The organism is Pelomonas sp. Root405 (genome assembly GCF_001425165.1).
Lineage (GTDB): Bacteria > Pseudomonadota > Gammaproteobacteria > Burkholderiales > Burkholderiaceae_C > Pelomonas.
Genome location: NZ_LMDU01000011.1, coordinates 556,271 through 572,900, shown reverse-complemented (window position 1 = coordinate 572,900; position 16,630 = coordinate 556,271). Strand labels below are relative to the sequence as shown.

Annotated in this window: 16 protein-coding genes; 4 read left to right on the top strand and 12 right to left on the bottom strand. The window is 67.2% G+C overall.

Features of this window, described 5'->3' with window-relative positions; genetic code table 11:
* Positions 1 to 8 precede the first annotated feature (8 nt).
* The 7 genes from ASC81_RS12275 to recA all read right to left on the bottom strand — a co-directional run bounded on the left by ASC81_RS12275 (position 9) and on the right by recA (position 6,501).
* Positions 9 to 818, bottom strand: coding sequence for a Stp1/IreP family PP2C-type Ser/Thr phosphatase (locus tag ASC81_RS12275; RefSeq protein WP_056267177.1), 810 nt, complete (start codon positions 816 to 818; stop codon positions 9 to 11).
* The gene (locus ASC81_RS12270; protein ID WP_056267174.1) at positions 815 to 1,936 is read right to left on the bottom strand and encodes a serine/threonine-protein kinase; all 1,122 of its coding nucleotides are present in this window, start codon (positions 1,934 to 1,936) and stop codon (positions 815 to 817) included. Before ASC81_RS12270 ends, ASC81_RS12275 begins: the two co-directional genes overlap by 4 nt.
* A gap of 114 nt (positions 1,937 to 2,050) precedes the next feature.
* Complete coding sequence (gene sucD, locus ASC81_RS12265) at positions 2,051 to 2,944, bottom strand: succinate--CoA ligase subunit alpha (RefSeq protein ID WP_056267171.1); 894 nt, start codon at positions 2,942 to 2,944, stop codon at positions 2,051 to 2,053.
* 18 nt (positions 2,945 to 2,962) lie between these two features.
* Positions 2,963 to 4,123: an ADP-forming succinate--CoA ligase subunit beta gene (sucC, locus tag ASC81_RS12260; RefSeq protein ID WP_056267168.1), complete on the bottom strand. Its 1,161-nt coding sequence runs from the start codon at positions 4,121 to 4,123 to the stop codon at positions 2,963 to 2,965.
* The gene (locus tag ASC81_RS12255; RefSeq protein WP_082536460.1) at positions 4,120 to 4,755 is read right to left on the bottom strand and encodes a DUF2889 domain-containing protein; all 636 of its coding nucleotides are present in this window, start codon (positions 4,753 to 4,755) and stop codon (positions 4,120 to 4,122) included. Before ASC81_RS12255 ends, sucC begins: the two co-directional genes overlap by 4 nt.
* 173 nt (positions 4,756 to 4,928) lie before the next feature.
* On the bottom strand, positions 4,929 to 5,399 hold the full coding sequence (locus tag ASC81_RS12250) for a regulatory protein RecX (RefSeq protein ID WP_235533633.1): 471 nt from the start codon (positions 5,397 to 5,399) through the stop codon (positions 4,929 to 4,931).
* A 64-nt stretch (positions 5,400 to 5,463) separates the two neighbouring features.
* A complete protein-coding gene (gene recA / locus ASC81_RS12245; RefSeq protein ID WP_056267163.1) occupies positions 5,464 to 6,501 on the bottom strand; it encodes a recombinase RecA in 1,038 nt (345 codons plus the stop codon).
* 177 nt (positions 6,502 to 6,678) lie between these two features.
* Here recA and ASC81_RS12240 point away from each other — a divergent pair, with 177 nt between their 5' ends.
* Entirely contained in the window at positions 6,679 to 7,350 is a 672-nt protein-coding gene (locus tag ASC81_RS12240; RefSeq protein WP_056267160.1) for a response regulator transcription factor, read from the top strand.
* A gap of 39 nt (positions 7,351 to 7,389) precedes the next feature.
* Positions 7,390 to 8,889, top strand: a complete 1,500-nt coding sequence (locus tag ASC81_RS12235) for a sensor histidine kinase (RefSeq protein WP_056267568.1) — start codon at positions 7,390 to 7,392, stop codon at positions 8,887 to 8,889.
* On the opposite strand, the gene rodA is transcribed toward ASC81_RS12235, so the two are convergent.
* Genes rodA through ASC81_RS12210 form a run of 5 tightly spaced genes read right to left on the bottom strand, consistent with a single transcriptional unit; the run spans position 8,879 to position 14,636 of the window.
* Positions 8,879 to 10,033, bottom strand: coding sequence for a rod shape-determining protein RodA (rodA, locus tag ASC81_RS12230; protein WP_056267157.1), 1,155 nt, complete (start codon positions 10,031 to 10,033; stop codon positions 8,879 to 8,881). The two genes, ASC81_RS12235 and rodA, sit on opposite strands and share 11 nt — an antisense overlap.
* Positions 10,030 to 12,045, bottom strand: coding sequence for a penicillin-binding protein 2 (gene mrdA, locus ASC81_RS12225; protein WP_156392030.1), 2,016 nt, complete (start codon positions 12,043 to 12,045; stop codon positions 10,030 to 10,032). Before mrdA ends, rodA begins: the two co-directional genes overlap by 4 nt.
* 14 nt (positions 12,046 to 12,059) lie before the next feature.
* Positions 12,060 to 12,581, bottom strand: a complete 522-nt coding sequence (gene mreD, locus ASC81_RS12220; protein WP_056267154.1) for a rod shape-determining protein MreD — start codon at positions 12,579 to 12,581, stop codon at positions 12,060 to 12,062.
* Positions 12,578 to 13,570: a rod shape-determining protein MreC gene (gene mreC / locus ASC81_RS12215; protein WP_056267151.1), complete on the bottom strand. Its 993-nt coding sequence runs from the start codon at positions 13,568 to 13,570 to the stop codon at positions 12,578 to 12,580. The genes mreD and mreC overlap by 4 nt, the downstream gene beginning before the upstream one ends.
* Before the next feature lie 22 nt (positions 13,571 to 13,592).
* Positions 13,593 to 14,636: a rod shape-determining protein gene (locus ASC81_RS12210; protein ID WP_056267561.1), complete on the bottom strand. Its 1,044-nt coding sequence runs from the start codon at positions 14,634 to 14,636 to the stop codon at positions 13,593 to 13,595.
* 210 nt (positions 14,637 to 14,846) lie between these two features.
* Here ASC81_RS12210 and gatC point away from each other — a divergent pair, with 210 nt between their 5' ends.
* Positions 14,847 to 15,146, top strand: a complete 300-nt coding sequence (gatC, locus tag ASC81_RS12205) for an Asp-tRNA(Asn)/Glu-tRNA(Gln) amidotransferase subunit GatC (RefSeq protein WP_056267150.1) — start codon at positions 14,847 to 14,849, stop codon at positions 15,144 to 15,146.
* The gene (gene gatA, locus ASC81_RS12200; RefSeq protein ID WP_056267147.1) at positions 15,143 to 16,630 is read left to right on the top strand and encodes an Asp-tRNA(Asn)/Glu-tRNA(Gln) amidotransferase subunit GatA; all 1,488 of its coding nucleotides are present in this window, start codon (positions 15,143 to 15,145) and stop codon (positions 16,628 to 16,630) included. Before gatC ends, gatA begins: the two co-directional genes overlap by 4 nt.

Below are 16,630 nucleotides of genomic sequence, written 5' to 3'. Positions count from 1 at the left end.
ACGACTCATCAGGCAGGAGAGTCTTTGCCGCCGCGTCGACCGAAGGGCCACCAGCCCCGTCCTTCGGTACGTTGGCGGCCCTCGGCGCGGGCCAGGATGAGCGCGATGTTATCGCGACCGCCGGAGTCATTGGCTGCGTTGATCAGCGCGCGTGCAGCCTCGGGCAGAGCCGGATTGCCATTGAGCAGATTGGCGAGGCTGTCGTCGTCGAGCATGTCCGACAGGCCATCGGAGCAGAAAAGATAGGTGTCGCCCGGCTGCACCTCGTGCAGATGCAGCTCCAGCAACACCGTGTCTTCGACGCCGACGGCGCGTGTGACGAGATTCTTGTTGCTGGAGAAAGCCGCTTCCTCGACGGTCAGCAGGCCGGCATCGATCTGTTCCTGCAGCAGCGAATGGTCGCGGGTGATCTGCATCAGGCGGCCGGCCCGCAGCCGGTAGCCGCGCGAGTCGCCCACATGGCCGAGCAGCAGGCCTTCCGGGCGGAAAACGCCCAGCACCAGCGTTGTGCCCATGCCCGCGTACTTGGGGTTGGTGTTGGCGGCGTTGAAGATGGCGCGGTTGGCGTTGTCCACGCAAATGTCCATCGCGCGCTTGACTTCACCCGCGCGTGCCTCGCGTCCGGCGTCTTTGAGCCAGCGACCGAGTTCGGTGCTGATGAAGCCGGTCAGCATCTGGCTGGCCACTTCGCCAGCGTTGTAGCCGCCCATGCCGTCGGCCAGCACGGCGAGACCGGCAGCCTCATCGAGGGCGACCGAGTCTTCGTTGTTGTCGCGCGCACGGCCCACGTCGGTGGCGCTGAAGAACTCCAGGATCATGAGGCTTGGGAGGGGTCGTGGGGCTCAGCGCCGCAGGCAGGGGAGCGGCGATTCTGCCCTGCTTCCTCGGGCGTCAAGCGCAGTGTTTGTGCGAAGGCTGCATCCTGAGACTGGGCCACCTCGGGCGCGTTCGGCTCGGCTTGCAAGTCCATGACGAGGACGGCCTCCAGGTCGCGCGCCATTTGCTCGCCCGAGGCGTAGCGCAGCTCCGGGCGCTTTTCCAGCGCGACCGCGAGCACCAGGGCCAGCGATTCGGGCAGGCCGGGCCGGCGCGTGCGCACATCGGCGGCGGGTTCCGTCGCGATCTGCTGCATCAGCCGTGCCATGGAATCGCTTTGGTGCGGCAATGTGCCGCTGAGCAACTGATAGAGCAGCACGCTGAGCGAATACAGGTCGCTGCGGCCATCCACCGTCAAGCCGGCCAGTTGTTCGGGCGACATGAATGACGGTGTGCCCAGCACCAGCCCCGTGCGCGTGCGGCTGCCATCGCCCACGCGGGCGATGCCGAAGTCCATCAGCTTCAAGCTGCCGTTGACGCGGTCCAGCATGACGTTGGCGGGCTTGATGTCGCGGTGGATAACGCCCTGGCTGTGCGCATAGTGCAGCGCGCGTGCCAGGCGGGCGCCGAGTTGCACGACTTCGCGCACCGGCAGCAACTGGCCGGCCTTGGTGAACAGGCTGAGGTCGCGGCCCAGCACGTACTCAAGGGCGATCCAGGCGTCGCCGCCGTCCTGTCCGGCGTCGACGACCTGCAGGATGTCGGGGTGTTCCAAGGCGCGTGCCGCACGCGCTTCGCGCATGAAGCGTTCGCGCACGTCGGCCAAGTCTTCGGCAGAGAACTCACGGCTCAGCGCCAGGCGCTTGATCGCCACTTGACGGCCGGTGGAGCGCTGGGTGGCCTTGTAGACGATGGCCATCGCGCCCCGGCCTATCTCGGCGCCGAGGTCGAAGTCACGCAGATCCTGCGCGGTTGACGCGGCCGTTGCCTGGGGCGCCGAAGCGCCGGGGGCGTGGGTTTGCTGGACGGCGGGAAGCGTTGACAGCTCGCTAGCGGGCGCGTCACTACCGGCCGCGCGGCCGATGATGCGCTGCCAGAAGCTGGGTTTGCCAGTCGCCATGCCGTTGATCTTAGGCGGAGCAGATCGGCTCCGACCCCATCCCATCGCTACGGCCCTAAATCAAAAAGCCGCTGGGCAGTGGCCCAGCGGCTTTTGCTTGTTGGAGCAAGCCGCTTACAGCAAGGCCTTGAGCAGCTTGGCCATCTCGGACGGGTTGCGCGTGATCGTGAAGCCGCACTCCTCCATGATGGCCAGCTTGGCGTCGGCCGTGTCGGCACCGCCCGAGATCAGCGCGCCGGCGTGGCCCATGCGCTTGCCGGGGGGGGCAGTGACACCTGCGATGAAGCCGACGATGGGCTTTTTCATGTTGGCCTTGCACCAGCGCGCGGCTTCCGCCTCGTCCGGGCCACCGATCTCGCCGATCATGATGACGGCGTCGGTGTCCGGGTCGTCGTTGAAGGCCTGCATCACGTCGATGTGCTTCAAGCCGTTGATCGGGTCGCCGCCGATGCCAACAGCGCTGGATTGACCCAGGCCGATCTCGGTCAACTGGGCCACGGCTTCATAGGTCAGCGTGCCCGAGCGCGAGACGACGCCGATGCGGCCCTTGCGGTGGATGTGGCCCGGCATGATGCCGATCTTGATTTCTTCCGGCGTGATCAGGCCCGGGCAGTTGGGGCCCAACAGCAGCGTGCGCTTGCCGCCGGCTGCTTCCTTGGCCTTCATCTTGTTGCGCACCTCCAGCATGTCCCGTACGGGGATGCCTTCGGTGATGCAGATCGCCAGGTCCAGGTCGGCCTCGACGGCTTCCCAGATCGCGGCCGCAGCGCCCGCGGGCGGCACGTAGATGACCGACACGGTCGCGCCGGTCTGGCCAGCCGCTTCCTTGACGGTCGCGTAGATGGGGATCTCGCTGAACTTTTCGCCGGCCTTCTTCGGGTTCACGCCCGCGACGAAGGCGTTCTTGCCGTTGGCGTAGGCCTGGCAGCCCAGCGTGTGGAACTGGCCAGTCTTGCCCGTGATGCCCTGGGTGATGACCTTGGTGTCTTTGTTGATGTAGATCGACATGTCTTGTTCTCCTGGGCTTTAAGCGACGGCCGCGACGATCTTGGTGGCCGCTTCGGCCATCGTGTCGGCCGCGATGATGGGCAGGCCGGATTCGGCCAGCATCTTCTTGCCCAGTTCTTCGTTGGTGCCCTTCATGCGCACGACCAGTGGCACGGACAGGTTTACCGCCTTGCAGGCGGTGATGACGCCTTCGGCGATGGTGTCGCACTTCATGATGCCGCCGAAGATGTTGACCAGAATGCCCTTCACGCTCTTGTTCTTCAGCATGATCTTGAAGGCTTCGGTCACCTTCTCGGCCGTGGCGCCACCGCCGACGTCGAGGAAGTTGGCTGGCTCGCCGCCGAACAGCTTGATGGTGTCCATCGTGGCCATGGCCAGGCCGGCGCCGTTCACCAGGCAGCCGATGTTGCCGTCGAGGCTGATGTAGGCCAGGTCGAACTTGCTGGCTTCCACTTCGGCCGGATCTTCTTCATCCAGGTCGCGGTAGGCCACGATCTCGGGGTGGCGGAACAGCGCGTTGGCGTCGAAGTTGAACTTCGCGTCCAGCGCCATCAGGTTGCCCTTGCTGTCGCGGTTCAGCGGGTTGATTTCAACCAGCGACGCGTCGGTATCCATGTAGCACTTGTAGAGCTTGGCGAACACGTCGACGGCCTGGTCGACCGTGTGGCCTTCCATGCCGATGGCGGCGGCGATCCTCTTCGACTGTTCGGGGGTGATGCCGGTCAGCGGGTCGATGATCTCGGTGATGATCTTTTCGGGGCTGCTGTGGGCGACCTCTTCGATGTCCATGCCGCCTTCGCTGGAGGCGATGAAGGCAATCTTCTGTGTGGCGCGATCGGTCACCAGGGAGATGTAGAACTCCTTGCCGATGTCGGCGCCTTCCTCAATGTAGAGGCGACGGACCTTCTGACCTTCCGGGCCGGTCTGGTGGGTCTTGAGCTGCATGCCGAGGATGGCCTCGGCCTTTTCCTTCAGGTCATCGATGCTCTTGGCCACTTTGACGCCGCCGCCCTTGCCGCGGCCACCCGCGTGGATCTGTGCCTTGACCACCCAGACCGGGCCGCCCAGCTTCTGAGCGGCTTCGAGGGCCTCCTGCACAGTGAAGGCCGGGATGCCGCGCGGCACCGGCACGCCAAACTGGCGCAGGATCTCTTTGCCCTGGTATTCGTGAATTTTCATGGCTGGGTCTCTCGGGTCGGGAAGTCAGGAATCGGTTGTGGCTGGCTCGGGTGTCCCGGGGAGCTACCGGGTGCCGGCTCGGCGGCATCGGTGTGCCAGCGCGGATAGAACTTGGCGACGGCTGCGCCATCGCGGCGCAGGGCGTGGCAGCGGTCGAGCTGGAAAGGCGGATTGCCGGCCGCGTCACCTTCGCGCGTATCGATCACGGAGCCGGCCATGGCCTGGATGACGGCGGTGGGCAGTACCTGGCACAACTCGGTCAGATGAGTACAGCCGCGGGTTCCAGCCAGGCGCTCGTTGACCGCCTGGCGGAAACCCTTCATCAGGTTCAGGCCGGCGAGGCGGGCGTAGGCCCCGCCGTGCTCGTCGCAATTGCCGGGATAGGGCATCCACAACATCTCGGAGCTTGCGGCCGTGATCGTCAGCCCGGCGTCCACAGTCAGGTGCAGGCGCATCTCGTGGATGGGATCGCCGGCCTTGCGGGCTTCGCCGGCAAGAGGGACGTCATGCGTCTTCGTGTCAACCAAGCCGGCTTCGACATCGAACAATCCGTCATCGCGTGCAAACACCTGCACATCGAGTGCGCGGCGGTGCAGCAGGCGGCGCGTGATGGACGGGTGGACGGCAGGCATGGACGGGAATTGGGCAGAACGACCGGCCGATGCCGGGACGGTGTTCGCCGGGCTCGTACCGCTGTTTGCCGTGGAGGCAAGGCGCTTGTAACCGGGTGAACCGCCGTTTTGGGGCAGGCGGCAATGTAGCACGGAGGGTGAAAACTACCCCTGCGCGCTCGGTCAAGCGGCCCTTAGGCCTTCAGCAAGCGGCGCACCAGATCGGGCGCAAATCCGCGCGCCAGCAGGAAACGGCTTTGCCGAGCCTGTTCTGTCACATCACGAGACGGCTCGGCGCCGAAACGCCTCAGCCAGACCTCGCGAGCGCGGTCCAGCTCTGTCGCCCGCAGCGCCGCCTGCTGCTCCGCATCCAGTTTCAAACCGTGCTGCGCCAGCTCCTGCTGGATGCGCTGCGCGCCAAAACGGCTGGCGCGTACATGCACGCGGGACTCGACGAAGCGGTTTTCATCGAGGTAGCCATCGGCGGTGAGGCTGTCGAGGAGCGCCTCGATGACTTTGTCGGTGGATTCCGGCGCGTCCTCGACAGCCGTGGCGCTGCTTTCGCCGCCGGCTCGGTCGGCTTCGGCGCGTCGTGCCCGCTGCTGCTGCTCAATTCTGAGCAGCTTGCGCCTGAGTTCGGCACGGCTTTGTTCGCGCTGGGCCAACAGGCCAATGGCGCGGGCCTTCAGCGAGAGGGGCGCACGCGCCACGGCGGTCGGCGCTGAAGCCTTACTCCGGCGCGGCTGTGGTCAGCAGCGCAACACCCAGCGATTCACGGATCTTGTTTTCGATCTCGCGGGCGACATCGACGTTCTCGCGCAGGAACTCGCGGGCGTTGTCCTTGCCCTGGCCGATCTTTTCGCCTTGGTAGGCGTACCACGACCCCGACTTCTCGACGATCTTGGCGACGACGCCCATGTCGACGATCTCGCCCTCGCGGCTGATGCCCTCGCCGTAGAGGATGTCGAACTCGGCCGTCTTGAACGGCGGGCTGACCTTGTTCTTGACGACCTTGACCTTGGTCTCGGAGCCGATGACTTCCTCGCCCTTCTTGATGGAGCCGATGCGGCGGATGTCCAGGCGCACGGAGGCGTAAAACTTGAGCGCATTGCCGCCGGTGGTCGTTTCGGGCGAGCCGAACATGACGCCGATCTTCATGCGAATCTGGTTGATGAAGATGACCATGCAGTTGGTCTTCTTGATCGTGGCGGTCAGCTTGCGCAGCGCCTGGCTCATCAGGCGGGCCTGCAGTCCCGGCAGGCTGTCGCCCATTTCGCCTTCGAGCTCGGCCTTGGGGGTCAGCGCCGCGACCGAGTCGATGACGATGAGGTCCACCGAACCTGAGCGCACCAGGGCGTCGACGATCTCAAGCGCCTGCTCACCGGTGTCAGGCTGGCTGATCAGCAGTTCCTGCAGATTGACGCCGAGCTTCTGCGCGTACTGGATGTCCAGGGCGTGCTCGGCGTCGATGAAGGCGCAGGTGCCTTGCAGCTTCTGCATCTCGGCGATGACCTGCAGCGTCAGCGTCGTCTTGCCCGACGATTCGGGGCCGTAGATCTCGACGACGCGGCCGCGCGGCAGGCCGCCGACGCCCAGGGCGATGTCCAGGCCCAGCGAGCCGGTGGAGACGACCTGGATGTCTTCGATCACCTCGCCTTCGCCGAGCCGCATGATCGAACCCTTGCCGAACTGCTTTTCGATCTGGGCGAGGGCGGCCTGCAGGGCCTTGGCTTTTTCGGTGTTCAGGGCTTTGACGGGGGCGTCCATGCGAATCTCCGTAGGGAATGGCTGAATTATGGGGCAAGCTGTAGGTTTGTACAGTGGTTTGTCCCTCGATCTGCGGCAGCCCGCAGCGTCAGGATTGATGAGCATGCTAGGCGGCAGGTGGCTCAATGCGTGAGCCACCTGCTCAACACCTAACATCGGCGGCGGAGACAAAAAACCATGCGCATCCTGATTGCCGAAGACGACCAAGTGCTGGCTGATGGGCTGTTGCGTGCGCTGCGCGCGTCGGGTTACGCGGTGGATCGCGTCAGCAGCGGTACTGAGGCGGACTCCGCCTTGGCCACGCACGACTTCGACCTCGTCATCCTCGACCTCGGCCTGCCGCGACTGCATGGGTTGGAAGTGCTGCGCAAGTTGCGCGCCCGCGGTTCGACGATGCCGGTGCGCATCCTGACAGCGGCCGACAGCGTCGAGCAACGCGTCAAGGGCCTGGATCTGGGCGCGGACGACTACATGGCCAAGCCCTTCTCGCTGCAGGAGCTGGAGGCGCGAGTGCGGGCATTGACTCGACGCGGGCTGGGCACGGCCAGCAGCGTCATCAAGCACGGCCCGCTGACCTTCGACGCGACCGGGCGCGTGGCCTACATCAATGACCAGATGCTGGAGCTTTCGGCGCGCGAGCTGTCGCTGCTGGAAGTGCTGCTGCAGCGCGCCGGTCGGCTGGTCAGCAAGGACCAGCTGGTCGAGCGCCTGTGCGAGTGGGGCGAGGAGGTCTCGAACAACGCCATCGAGGTCTACATCCACCGGCTGCGCAAGAAGATCGAGCAGGGGCCGATCCGCATCGCGACCGTGCGTGGCCTGGGCTACTGCCTGGAAAAGATCGCCTCCTAGATGCCCAACAAGGACGGCGCCAGCCCCGAGCAGGGCTCGATGGCTCGGGCGGGCGCCCCTGCGGCCCAGGGCTCGCTGTTCGGCGAGATCCTCGATTGGATGCTTGCGCCGCTGTTGCTGATCTGGCCGATCAGCGTCGCGCTGACCTGGTTGGTGGCCCAGGGCATCGCCAGCCGGCCCTATGACCGCGAACTGGGCGAGGTGGCGCGCAGCCTGGGGCTGCAAGTCGCGGCCGAGTCCGCGCCGGCCAAGGGCCGCGACCGCTATGCGCTGGTGCCGGAGGCGGCGGCGCTGCTGCGAGCGGACGCGTCGGACACGGTTTTCTACCAGGTACTCGGCGTGCGCGGCGAGCTGCTCAGCGGCGATGCGAGCCTGCCTGTGCCGTCGGAGGACGCGCCCGTCGTCCCCTGGGAACTGCATTTCCGCGACGACGAGGTCGGCACCGATGCCGTGCGCGTGGCCTACCTCTGGGTGTCGCCCGAGGGCCAGGCCGGCTCGACCAAGACCATGCTCGTGCAGGTGGCCGAGACCCTGGGCAAGCGCGCGCGGCTGACCAACGAGATCATCAAGGGTGTCATCCTGCCGCAGTTCGTCATCCTGCCGCTCGCGGTGCTGCTGGTCTGGCTGGCGCTGGCACGCGGCATCTCGCCGCTGAACGAGTTGCAGCGGCGCATCCGCTCGCGCGAGAGTTCAGACCTGTCACCCATCGATGAACAGCGCGTGCCCGATGAGGTGGCGCCGCTGGTTCAGGCCATCAACGACCTGCTGATGCGGCTGGACCTGTCGATGAGCCGCCAGAAGCATTTCCTTGCCGATGCGGCGCATCAGCTGAAGACACCGCTGGCGGGCCTACGCACCCAGGCCGAGCTGATCCAGCGCGAGATCGACGCCGGCCGTGCCTCGCCCGAGGAACTCAAGCGCTCGCTGGCCCACATCGCCCGGGCCAGCGAGCGTGCAGCGCACATGGTCAACCAGCTGCTGTCCATGGCGCGCGCCGAGGACGCCGAGCAGGCCATGCGGCGTGAGCCGGTCAACCTGGCCGAGATCGCCATCGACACGGTGCGCGACTTCGTGCCGCGCGCGCTGGAGCGGCGCATCGACCTGGGCTACGACGGCGTTGCGCCGGACGACAGCCGGTTGCGCGTGCAGGGCCAGCCGGTGCTGATTGGCGAGCTGATCCGCAACCTGGTCGACAACGCCTTGCTCTACACCCCCGCGGGCGGGCTCGTGACGGTGCGCATCGTCGAGGACCCCTTCGGCCAGGTCATCGTGCTGCAGGTCGAGGACACCGGGCCGGGCATCGCACCGGCGGAGCGGGACAAGGTCTTCCAGCCCTTCTACCGCTCGCTGGGAAGCGGCGCCGAAGGCTCGGGCCTGGGCCTGGCCATCGTGCAGGAAATCGTGCAGCAGCACGAGGCCGAGCTGACGCTGGACGACACCCGTGTGCGCCGCGCTGCGGGCGGTGAATCGCCCGATGGCCAGGGGCCGGGCGCGCGCTTCACGATCCGCTTCCAAGCGGTGCCTGCTGCTACGTTTTGACCAGCTTCTTGGCGCGCGCGATGGACAGCAGCAGGCCGAGTGACAGGCCCAGCGTCACCATGGCCGTGCCGCCATAGCTGATGAAGGGCAGGGGCACGCCCACGACGGGGAGGATGCCGCTGACCATGCCCATGTTGACGAAGACATAGGTGAAGAAGCTCAGCGTCACCGCGCCCGCCATCAGCCGACCGAACAGCGTCGGTGCATCCGACGCGATCATCAACCCGCGCAGGATCAGCGCCGAAAAGCCGGCCAGCAGCGCCAGTGCGCCCATCAGTCCGAACTCCTCGCCGAAGGCCGCGAAGATGAAGTCCGTCGTGCGCTCGGGGATGAACTCCAGGTGCGTCTGCGTGCCCTGCATGAAGCCTTTGCCCGTGAGGCCGCCGGAGCCGATGGCGATCTCGCCCTGGATGATGTGGAAGCCTTTGCCGAGCGGGTCCTTGGTCGGGTCGAGCAGGGTGCAGACACGGGTCTTCTGATAGGGCTTCAGCAGGGGCCAGGTCACCTCGGGCTGGCAGATCTGGTCCTCGCTCAGCACCAGCGCCGTGATACCGGCGGCCGCCAGCACGACCGCGGGCACGATGAGTTTCCAGGGCAGGCCGGCGAAGAAGATGACATACAGCCCAGCGGCCAGCACCAGGATGCCGGTGCCGAGGTCGGGCTGCTTGGCGATCAGCAGGAAGGGCAGCAGCAGCAGCGCGAAGGCGGCGATGAAGTCCGGCCAGCGCAGCAAGCCCTCGCGCTTCTGGAACCACCAGGCCAGCATCAGCGGCGTGGCCAGCTTGAGCAGCTCGGACGGCTGGATCTGCGTCACGCCGACGCTGAGCCAGCGCGTCGCCCCCTTCTTGCTGACGCCGAAGAGCGCCGTGGCGATGAGCAGCGCGATGCCGAGCGTGTACAGCGGCACGGCCAGGGCCATCAGCGTCTGCGGCGGCACGCGCGAGACGATGTACATCAGGCCCAGCGCCAGCCCCATGTTGCGCGCATGGTCGACGAACCGCGTGCCATGGTCATAACCGGCCGAGTACATGCACAGCAGCCCCCAGCCGCACATCCAGACGATGGCCAGCAGCAGCGGTGCGTCCAGGCCGCTGAGCCAGGGCTTCACGCGTTGCCACAGCGGCGGGCGCTCGAAGACGGTCATCGCGAAGCTCCTGAAGCCGGTGCGGACGCCGCAGCTGCCGTCACCGCAGATGCGGCCTGGCTCGGTGGCAGCAGCGGCACGTCAGCCACCTTGCGCGGCGTGCCGATGGGCGCGTAGGTCTGGCCCAGCTGCGTCTTGGCAATGTCTTCCTCGCTGGGGTAGACGCCGGCCAGCAGGTAGTCGAACACGCGGCGCGCAATCGGTGCGGCGGCCGCGGAGCCCCAGCCGGCGTTCTCGACGATGACGGCCAGCGCGACGCTCGGCTGGTCCACCGGCGCGAAGGCGACGTAGAGGGAGTGGTCGCGTTTGCGTTCGTCGGCCTTGATGGCGCTGTAGCGCTCGCCGGCGCGCAGACCGACGGCCTGAGCGGTGCCGGTCTTGCCGCCGCTCAGATAGCTCGCGCCAAGGAAGACCTGGCGCGACGTGCCTTCCAGCGTCACGCCGCCCATCGCGTTGCGGATGACGTCCACATCGGCAGGCCGCAGCGGCAGCGGGGTCAGCGCGTCACTGGCGGTACGGCGCTGCTCATGGCGCACGACATCCTCGATCTCGCGCACCAGGCGCGGGCGGTAGCGCTGGCCGCCCGAGGCGACGATGGCATAGGCATTGGCCATCTGCAGCATCGTGAAGCTGTTGTAGCCCTGGCCGATGCCCAGCGAAATGGTCTCGCCCGGGAACCACTTCTGGTTCGCCGGATTCTTGGCGAAATAGCGGCGCTTCCAGTCCTGTGAGGGGAGCACGCCGGTGACCTCGCCCTGCACGTCGATCTCGGTCTTGCGGCCCAGGCCGAAGGGTGCCAGCTCGTCATGGATCAGGTCCACACCCATCTCGTTGGCCAGGCTGTAGAAGTAGACATTGGACGAGCCGACGATGGCCAGGCGCATGTCCTTGGGGCCGGGCCGGTCGGCCTCCGGGCTGCCGAAGGTGCGTCCACCGAAGCTGTAGGTCAGGTTGTCCTGGATGACGACGTTCGGCCCGCGCTTGCCGCTGGTCAGTGCGGCCATGGCCATCAGCGGCTTGAAGGTCGAGCCGGGCGGGTAGGTGCCGCGCAGCGCGCGGTTGAGCAGCGGCTTGTCGATGTCCTCGTTGAGCTCGCGCCAGGAATCGGCGTCGATGCCGTCGACGAAGAGGTTGGGGTCGAAGGTCGGCTTGGACACGAAGGCGAGCACCTCGCCGTTGCGCGGGTCGATGGCCACCAGCGCGCCGCGGCGCTCGCCGAACAGCCGCTCCACCAGGGCCTGCAGCTTGATATCGATGGACAGATTCAGCGTGTTGCCGGGCGTCGGTGGGCGGTGGTCCAGGCGGCGCACCGCGCGGCCGCCCGCGCTGGTCTCGACCTGCTCGAATCCGGTGATGCCATGCAGCTCACGCTCATAGGCCTGCTCCAGACCGAGCTTACCGATGTATTCGGTGCCACGGTAGTTGGCCAGGTCCTCCTCCTCCCAATCCTCCATCTGCTTCTTCTCGGCCTGATTGATGCGGCCGATGTAGCCGATCAGGTGGGCGCCGACGTCGCCGAGCGGGTAGGAGCGGAACAGCCGCGCCTTGATCTCCACGCCCGGAAAGCGATAGCGCTGGGCCGTGAAGCGGGCGACCTCCTCGTCGGTCAGCTTGGTGCGGATGGGCAGCGAGTCGGTGTGCTTGGCTTCGTCCATCAGGCGCTTGAAGCGGCGCTTGTCGCGTGGCTGAATGTCCAGGATCTCGCCGAGTGCTTCGATGGTGGCGTCGAGGTCGACCACCTTTTCGGGGTTGATCTCCAGCGTATAGGCCGAATAGTTGCTGGCCAGCACGACGCCGTTGCGGTCCTTGATCAGGCCGCGGTTGGGCACGATGGGCACGATGGCAATGCGATTCGACTCGGCGCGGGCCGCCAGGTCATCGTGCTGGATGACCTGCAGCCAGACCAGACGGGCCACCAACAGCCCGAAGCAAAACAGCACGAAGGCCGCGGCGGCCAGCACGCGCATGCGAAACCGCGACAGCTCCTGGGGGAGGTTCTTGAGGACGACCACGGCTGAGGGCGCTGTCAGAGCGGGCGGTTCGCGTCGCGGTCCGGCGCGCGGCGCTGCGGCGCCAGCAGCAGCACGCTGATCACCGGCCACAGCGCGGCCTCGAACACCGGCGCCAGCAGCACGCCCCAGCCCGGCCACATGCCGCCGACGATCATTCGCACGACCAGCGCCAGTGCATGGGCGCCGAAGAACAGCGGCAGGACCTGCACCGCCTGCGCGCCGAGCGGGAACCAGGTCAGGCGGCGGTGCAGCATGATCGCGCCGAAGCTCAGGGCGCTGTAGGCCAGCGCGTGCTGGCCGAGCAGCGCGCCGTCATGCACGTCGACGAGCAGGCCGAACACAAAGGCCCACAGCACGCCGACGCGCCTGGGCTGATGCACGCCCCAGAACACCAGCACCACGGCCAGCACGTCCGGCATGGCCGCATGCCGACCGGCCGGCACCATGTCGATCATCAGGGCGACGATCAGCGTGAAGGCGATGAACCAGGGGTTGGCCGGCAGCAGCAGCTGGTCGGCGGCGCGCGGCATGATCATGGCGCGGCTCCCGAGGCCTTGGCGGCGGCCTTCTCGGCGCGCTCCACCTTCTTCGCGGCGCGAGCGCTGGCCTTGGTGTCAGCGGCCGATGCCGCTTCGGCGACTGCAGCCACATCGGCTTCGCGCTTGGCCGAGAGGTGTCGGTCCTGCGGCAGCAGCACCAGCACGTGGCGGGCGCTGTCCGGCTGGGCGATGGGTGCCAGCAGCACCTGGGCGAAGCTGGAGTCGCCGCGCCGCTCGACGGCGCTGACTTTGGCGACCGGCAAGCCCGGCGGATAGACGCCGTCCAGCCCCGAGGTCGTCATCACATCGCCGACCTTCACGTCCGAATTCGCAGCCAGGAAGCGCAGTTCCATGCCCGCGCCGTCGGCCCGGCCGGCGGCGGCGTTGCGCATCTGGGTGCGTGCGTTCAGCAGCGGGATGGCGGCCTCCTTGTCGGTCAGCAGCGTGACTTCGGCGGACAGCGGGTAGACGCGCGTCACCTGCCCCAGGACGCCGGCCTCGTTGATGACAGGCGCGCCGGCGGTGACGCCGACCGTCGCGCCGCGGTCGAGCACCACGCGGCGCGAGAACGGGTCGGGCGCCTCGAACAGCACCTCGGCAGGGATGGCCGGCACGCTCAGCGAAGGCACCAGGCCCAGCAACTTGCGCAGCCGGTCGTTCTCGGTCTGAAGCGCTTCCGCGCGCGACAGGCGCTCGGCCTGTGCACTGAGCTGGCGGCGAGCCTGGTCCTCGGCTGCCATGGCGCGCTGGGTACCGCGTAGGTAGTCGCCGGCCGTCTCCCAGGCATCTACCGGTGTCAGCAGCAGGCGTTGCACCGGGTGCAGCACGAGGGCGAAGCCGGCGCGCACCGGCTGCATCAGCTTGAAGCGGGCATCCGCCACCATCATGAACAGCGCCAGCGCCGAGCACAGCGCGAGCTTGGTCAGCGCCGACGGACCCTGGCGGAAGAACGGCGGGGGTGTGCGGTCTAGGGTGCCGAGGGGCATGCGCGCCTGGCGAGTTAGCGGCTTATTCCGAAGTGAAGATGGAGCCCAGGCGCTCCATGCGCTCCAGCGCCATGCCGCAACCGCGCACCACGCAGGTCAGCGGGTCCTCGGCCACCAGCACCGGCAGGCCGGTCTCCTCGCCCAGCAGGCGGTCCAGGTCGCGCAGCAGCGCGCCGCCGCCGGTCAGCATCATGCCGCGCTCGGCGATGTCGGCGCCCAGTTCAGGCGGCGTCTGCTCCAGCGCGTTCTTCACGGCGGAGACGATCTGGTTCAGCGGGTCGGTCAGGGCTTCCAGAATCTCGTTGGACGAGATCGTGAAGCTGCGCGGCACGCCCTCGGAGAGGTTGCGGCCCTTGATCTCCATCTCCTTGACTTCGCTGCCAGGGAAGGCGCTGCCGATGTTCTTCTTGATCGCCTCGGCGGTGGGCTCGCCGATCAGCATGCCGTAGTTGCGGCGGATGTAATTGATGATGGCTTCGTCGAACTTGTCGCCGCCGACGCGCACGCTGCCCTTGTAGACCATGCCGCCGAGCGAAATGACACCCACTTCCGTGGTGCCGCCGCCGATGTCGACGACCATGGAGCCCGAAGCCTCCGAGACCGGCAGGCCGGCACCGATGGCTGCGGCCATCGGCTCCTCGATCAGGTAGACCTCGCTGGCGCCAGCGCCAAGCGCGGACTCGCGGATCGCGCGGCGCTCCACCTGGGTCGAGCCGCAGGGTACGCAAATGATGATGCGCGGGCTGGGCTTGAAGGTCTTGGAGTCGTGGACCATCTTGATGAACTGCTTGAGCATCTGCTCAGTGACAGTGAAGTCGGCGATGACGCCGTCTTTCATCGGGCGGATGGCTTCGATGTTGCCGGGCACCTTGCCGAGCATGGCCTTGGCCTCGCGACCGACGGCCTGGATGGTTTTCTTGCCGTTGGGGCCGCCCTCATGGCGGATCGACACCACCGAAGGCTCGTCGAGGACGATGCCCTTGCCGCGCACGTAGATCAGGGTGTTGGCGGTGCCGAGGTCGATGGCGAGGTCGGTCGAGAAATAACGGCGCAGGGAGGCGAACATGGTGTGGCGCAGGGAGCCTCGCCGGCAAGGGCGCGGCTCGAAATCGGGGGGCTGGATAAGCAGCGAGGCCGCCCCGCCGGCGATGAATTGCATCGCTGAATGGGCAGCCTCGAAGGCCTTGGAGATGGGCGGCGATAATAACCGAACACCCCATTCTGAGGCCCGCCAACACTGGCTTTCTGGCTTCAGGCTTACATCTGAAAACCCTTCATGAGCCTCACCCCTGACGACGTGAGCCGCATCGCCAACCTGGCCCGGCTTGAACTGCAACCGGCCGAGTCCGAGGCGCTGCTGGGCAACCTGAACGACTTCTTCAAGATCGTCGACCAGATGAGCGCCGTCGACACGGCCGGCGTGGAGCCGCTGTACACGCCGCTGTCGGCGATCCAGCAGGTGGAGCTGCGCCTGCGCGATGACGTCGTCACCGAGAGCAACCAGCGCGAGTTGAACCAGCGCAGCGCCCCGGCCGTCGAGGACGGCCTCTTCCTCGTTCCCAAGGTCATCGAATGAAGCCCGTTCACGACATGGGCGTGGCCGAGCTGGCCAGCGCCCTGAAGAGCCGCGCGCTGTCCAGCCGCGAAGCCACACAAGCGCTGTTGAGCCGGATCCAGGCGCATGAAGGCCTGGGCGCCTTCCTGCATGTGAACGGCGACGGCGCCCTCGCCCGAGCGAGCGCGGCCGATGCGGTGCTGGCTGCCGGCAGCGCCGGCCCGCTGACCGGCGTGCCGATGGCGCACAAGGACATCTACGTCACCGCCGACATGCCGACGACGGCCGGCTCCAATATCCTGGCTGGCTACCGCAGCCCCTTCGACGCCACCGTCATCGCCCGCCTGAACGCGGCCGGCACCGTGGCGCTGGGTAAGCTGAATTGCGACGAGTTCGCGATGGGCTCGGCCAACGAGAACAGCGCCTATGGCCCCGCGCATAACCCCTGGGACGTCAGCCGCGTGCCGGGCGGTTCGTCGGGCGGTTCGGCCGTCGCCGTGGCCGCGCGCTTGGTGCCTGGCACGACCGGCACCGACACCGGCGGCTCGATCCGCCAGCCGGCCAGCTTCACCGGCATCACCGGCATCAAGCCGACCTATGGCGTGTGCTCGCGCTACGGGATGATCGCCTTCGCCTCCAGCCTGGACCAGGCCGGCCCGATGGCCCGTTCCGCTGAGGACTGCGCACTGTTGCTGTCCGGCATGAGCGGCTTCGACGAGCGCGACGCGACCAGCGTGCAGCAGCCGCCGCAGGACTTTCATGCCCAGATGCTGGTGGCTCGCGACGGTGCTTCTGCCGGCAAGCCGCTGGCTGGCCTGCGCATCGGCCTGCCGAAAGAGTTCTTCCCGGCCGGCCTGTCTGCCGATGTGAACGCGGCCGTGCGCGCAGGTCTTGCGGAGCTGGAAAAGCTGGGCGCCACGCTGGTGGACGTCAGGCTGCCGCGCACCGAGCTGGCCATCCCGGTCTACTACATCATTGCCCCGGCCGAGGCCAGCTCCAACCTGAGCCGCTTCGACGGCGTCAAGTTCGGCCACCGCGCGGCCCAGTACGACGACCTGCTCGACATGTACAAGAAGACGCGCGCCGAGGGTTTCGGCCCCGAGGTCAAGCGCCGCATCATGATCGGCAGCTATGTGCTTTCGCACGGCTACTACGACGCCTACTACCTGCAGGCTCAGAAGCTGCGCCGCATGATCGCGGACGACTTCCAGCAGTGCTTTGCCCAGTGCGACCTGATTGCCGGCCCGGTGGCGCCCACGGTCGCCTGGAAGCATGGCGAGGGCAAGGACAACCCGACCCAGGCCTACCTGGCCGACATCTTCACGCTGCCCGGCTCGCTCGCTGGCCTGCCCGGCATGAGCGTGCCGGTGGGCAGCGGCGAAGGCGGCATGCCGGTCGGCCTGCAGCTCATCGGCAACTACTTCAAGGAGGGTCAGTTGCTGCACGCGGCCCACGCCCTCCAGCAGGCGACCGACTGGCATCAGCGCGCCCCGGCAGGATTCTGA

Bases quoted from the DNA above. Each gene is read 5' to 3' on its own strand.
- ASC81_RS12275 (WP_056267177.1), bottom strand. From the start codon at position 818: ATGATCCTGGAGTTCTTCAGCGCCACCGACGTGGGCCGTGCGCGCGAC.
- ASC81_RS12270 (WP_056267174.1), bottom strand. From the start codon at position 1,936: ATGGCGACTGGCAAACCCAGCTTCTGGCAGCGCATCATCGGCCGCGCG.
- sucD (WP_056267171.1), bottom strand. From the start codon at position 2,944: ATGTCGATCTACATCAACAAAGACACCAAGGTCATCACCCAGGGCATC.
- sucC (WP_056267168.1), bottom strand. From the start codon at position 4,123: ATGAAAATTCACGAATACCAGGGCAAAGAGATCCTGCGCCAGTTTGGC.
- ASC81_RS12255 (WP_082536460.1), bottom strand. From the start codon at position 4,755: ATGCCTGCCGTCCACCCGTCCATCACGCGCCGCCTGCTGCACCGCCGC.
- recA (WP_056267163.1), bottom strand. From the start codon at position 6,501: ATGGACGCCCCCGTCAAAGCCCTGAACACCGAAAAAGCCAAGGCCCTG.
- ASC81_RS12240 (WP_056267160.1), top strand. From the start codon at position 6,679: ATGCGCATCCTGATTGCCGAAGACGACCAAGTGCTGGCTGATGGGCTG.
- ASC81_RS12235 (WP_056267568.1), top strand. From the start codon at position 7,390: ATGGCTCGGGCGGGCGCCCCTGCGGCCCAGGGCTCGCTGTTCGGCGAG.
- rodA (WP_056267157.1), bottom strand. From the start codon at position 10,033: ATGACCGTCTTCGAGCGCCCGCCGCTGTGGCAACGCGTGAAGCCCTGG.
- mreD (WP_056267154.1), bottom strand. From the start codon at position 12,581: ATGATCATGCCGCGCGCCGCCGACCAGCTGCTGCTGCCGGCCAACCCC.
- mreC (WP_056267151.1), bottom strand. From the start codon at position 13,570: ATGCCCCTCGGCACCCTAGACCGCACACCCCCGCCGTTCTTCCGCCAG.
- ASC81_RS12210 (WP_056267561.1), bottom strand. From the start codon at position 14,636: ATGTTCGCCTCCCTGCGCCGTTATTTCTCGACCGACCTCGCCATCGAC.
- gatC (WP_056267150.1), top strand. From the start codon at position 14,847: ATGAGCCTCACCCCTGACGACGTGAGCCGCATCGCCAACCTGGCCCGG.
- gatA (WP_056267147.1), top strand. From the start codon at position 15,143: ATGAAGCCCGTTCACGACATGGGCGTGGCCGAGCTGGCCAGCGCCCTG.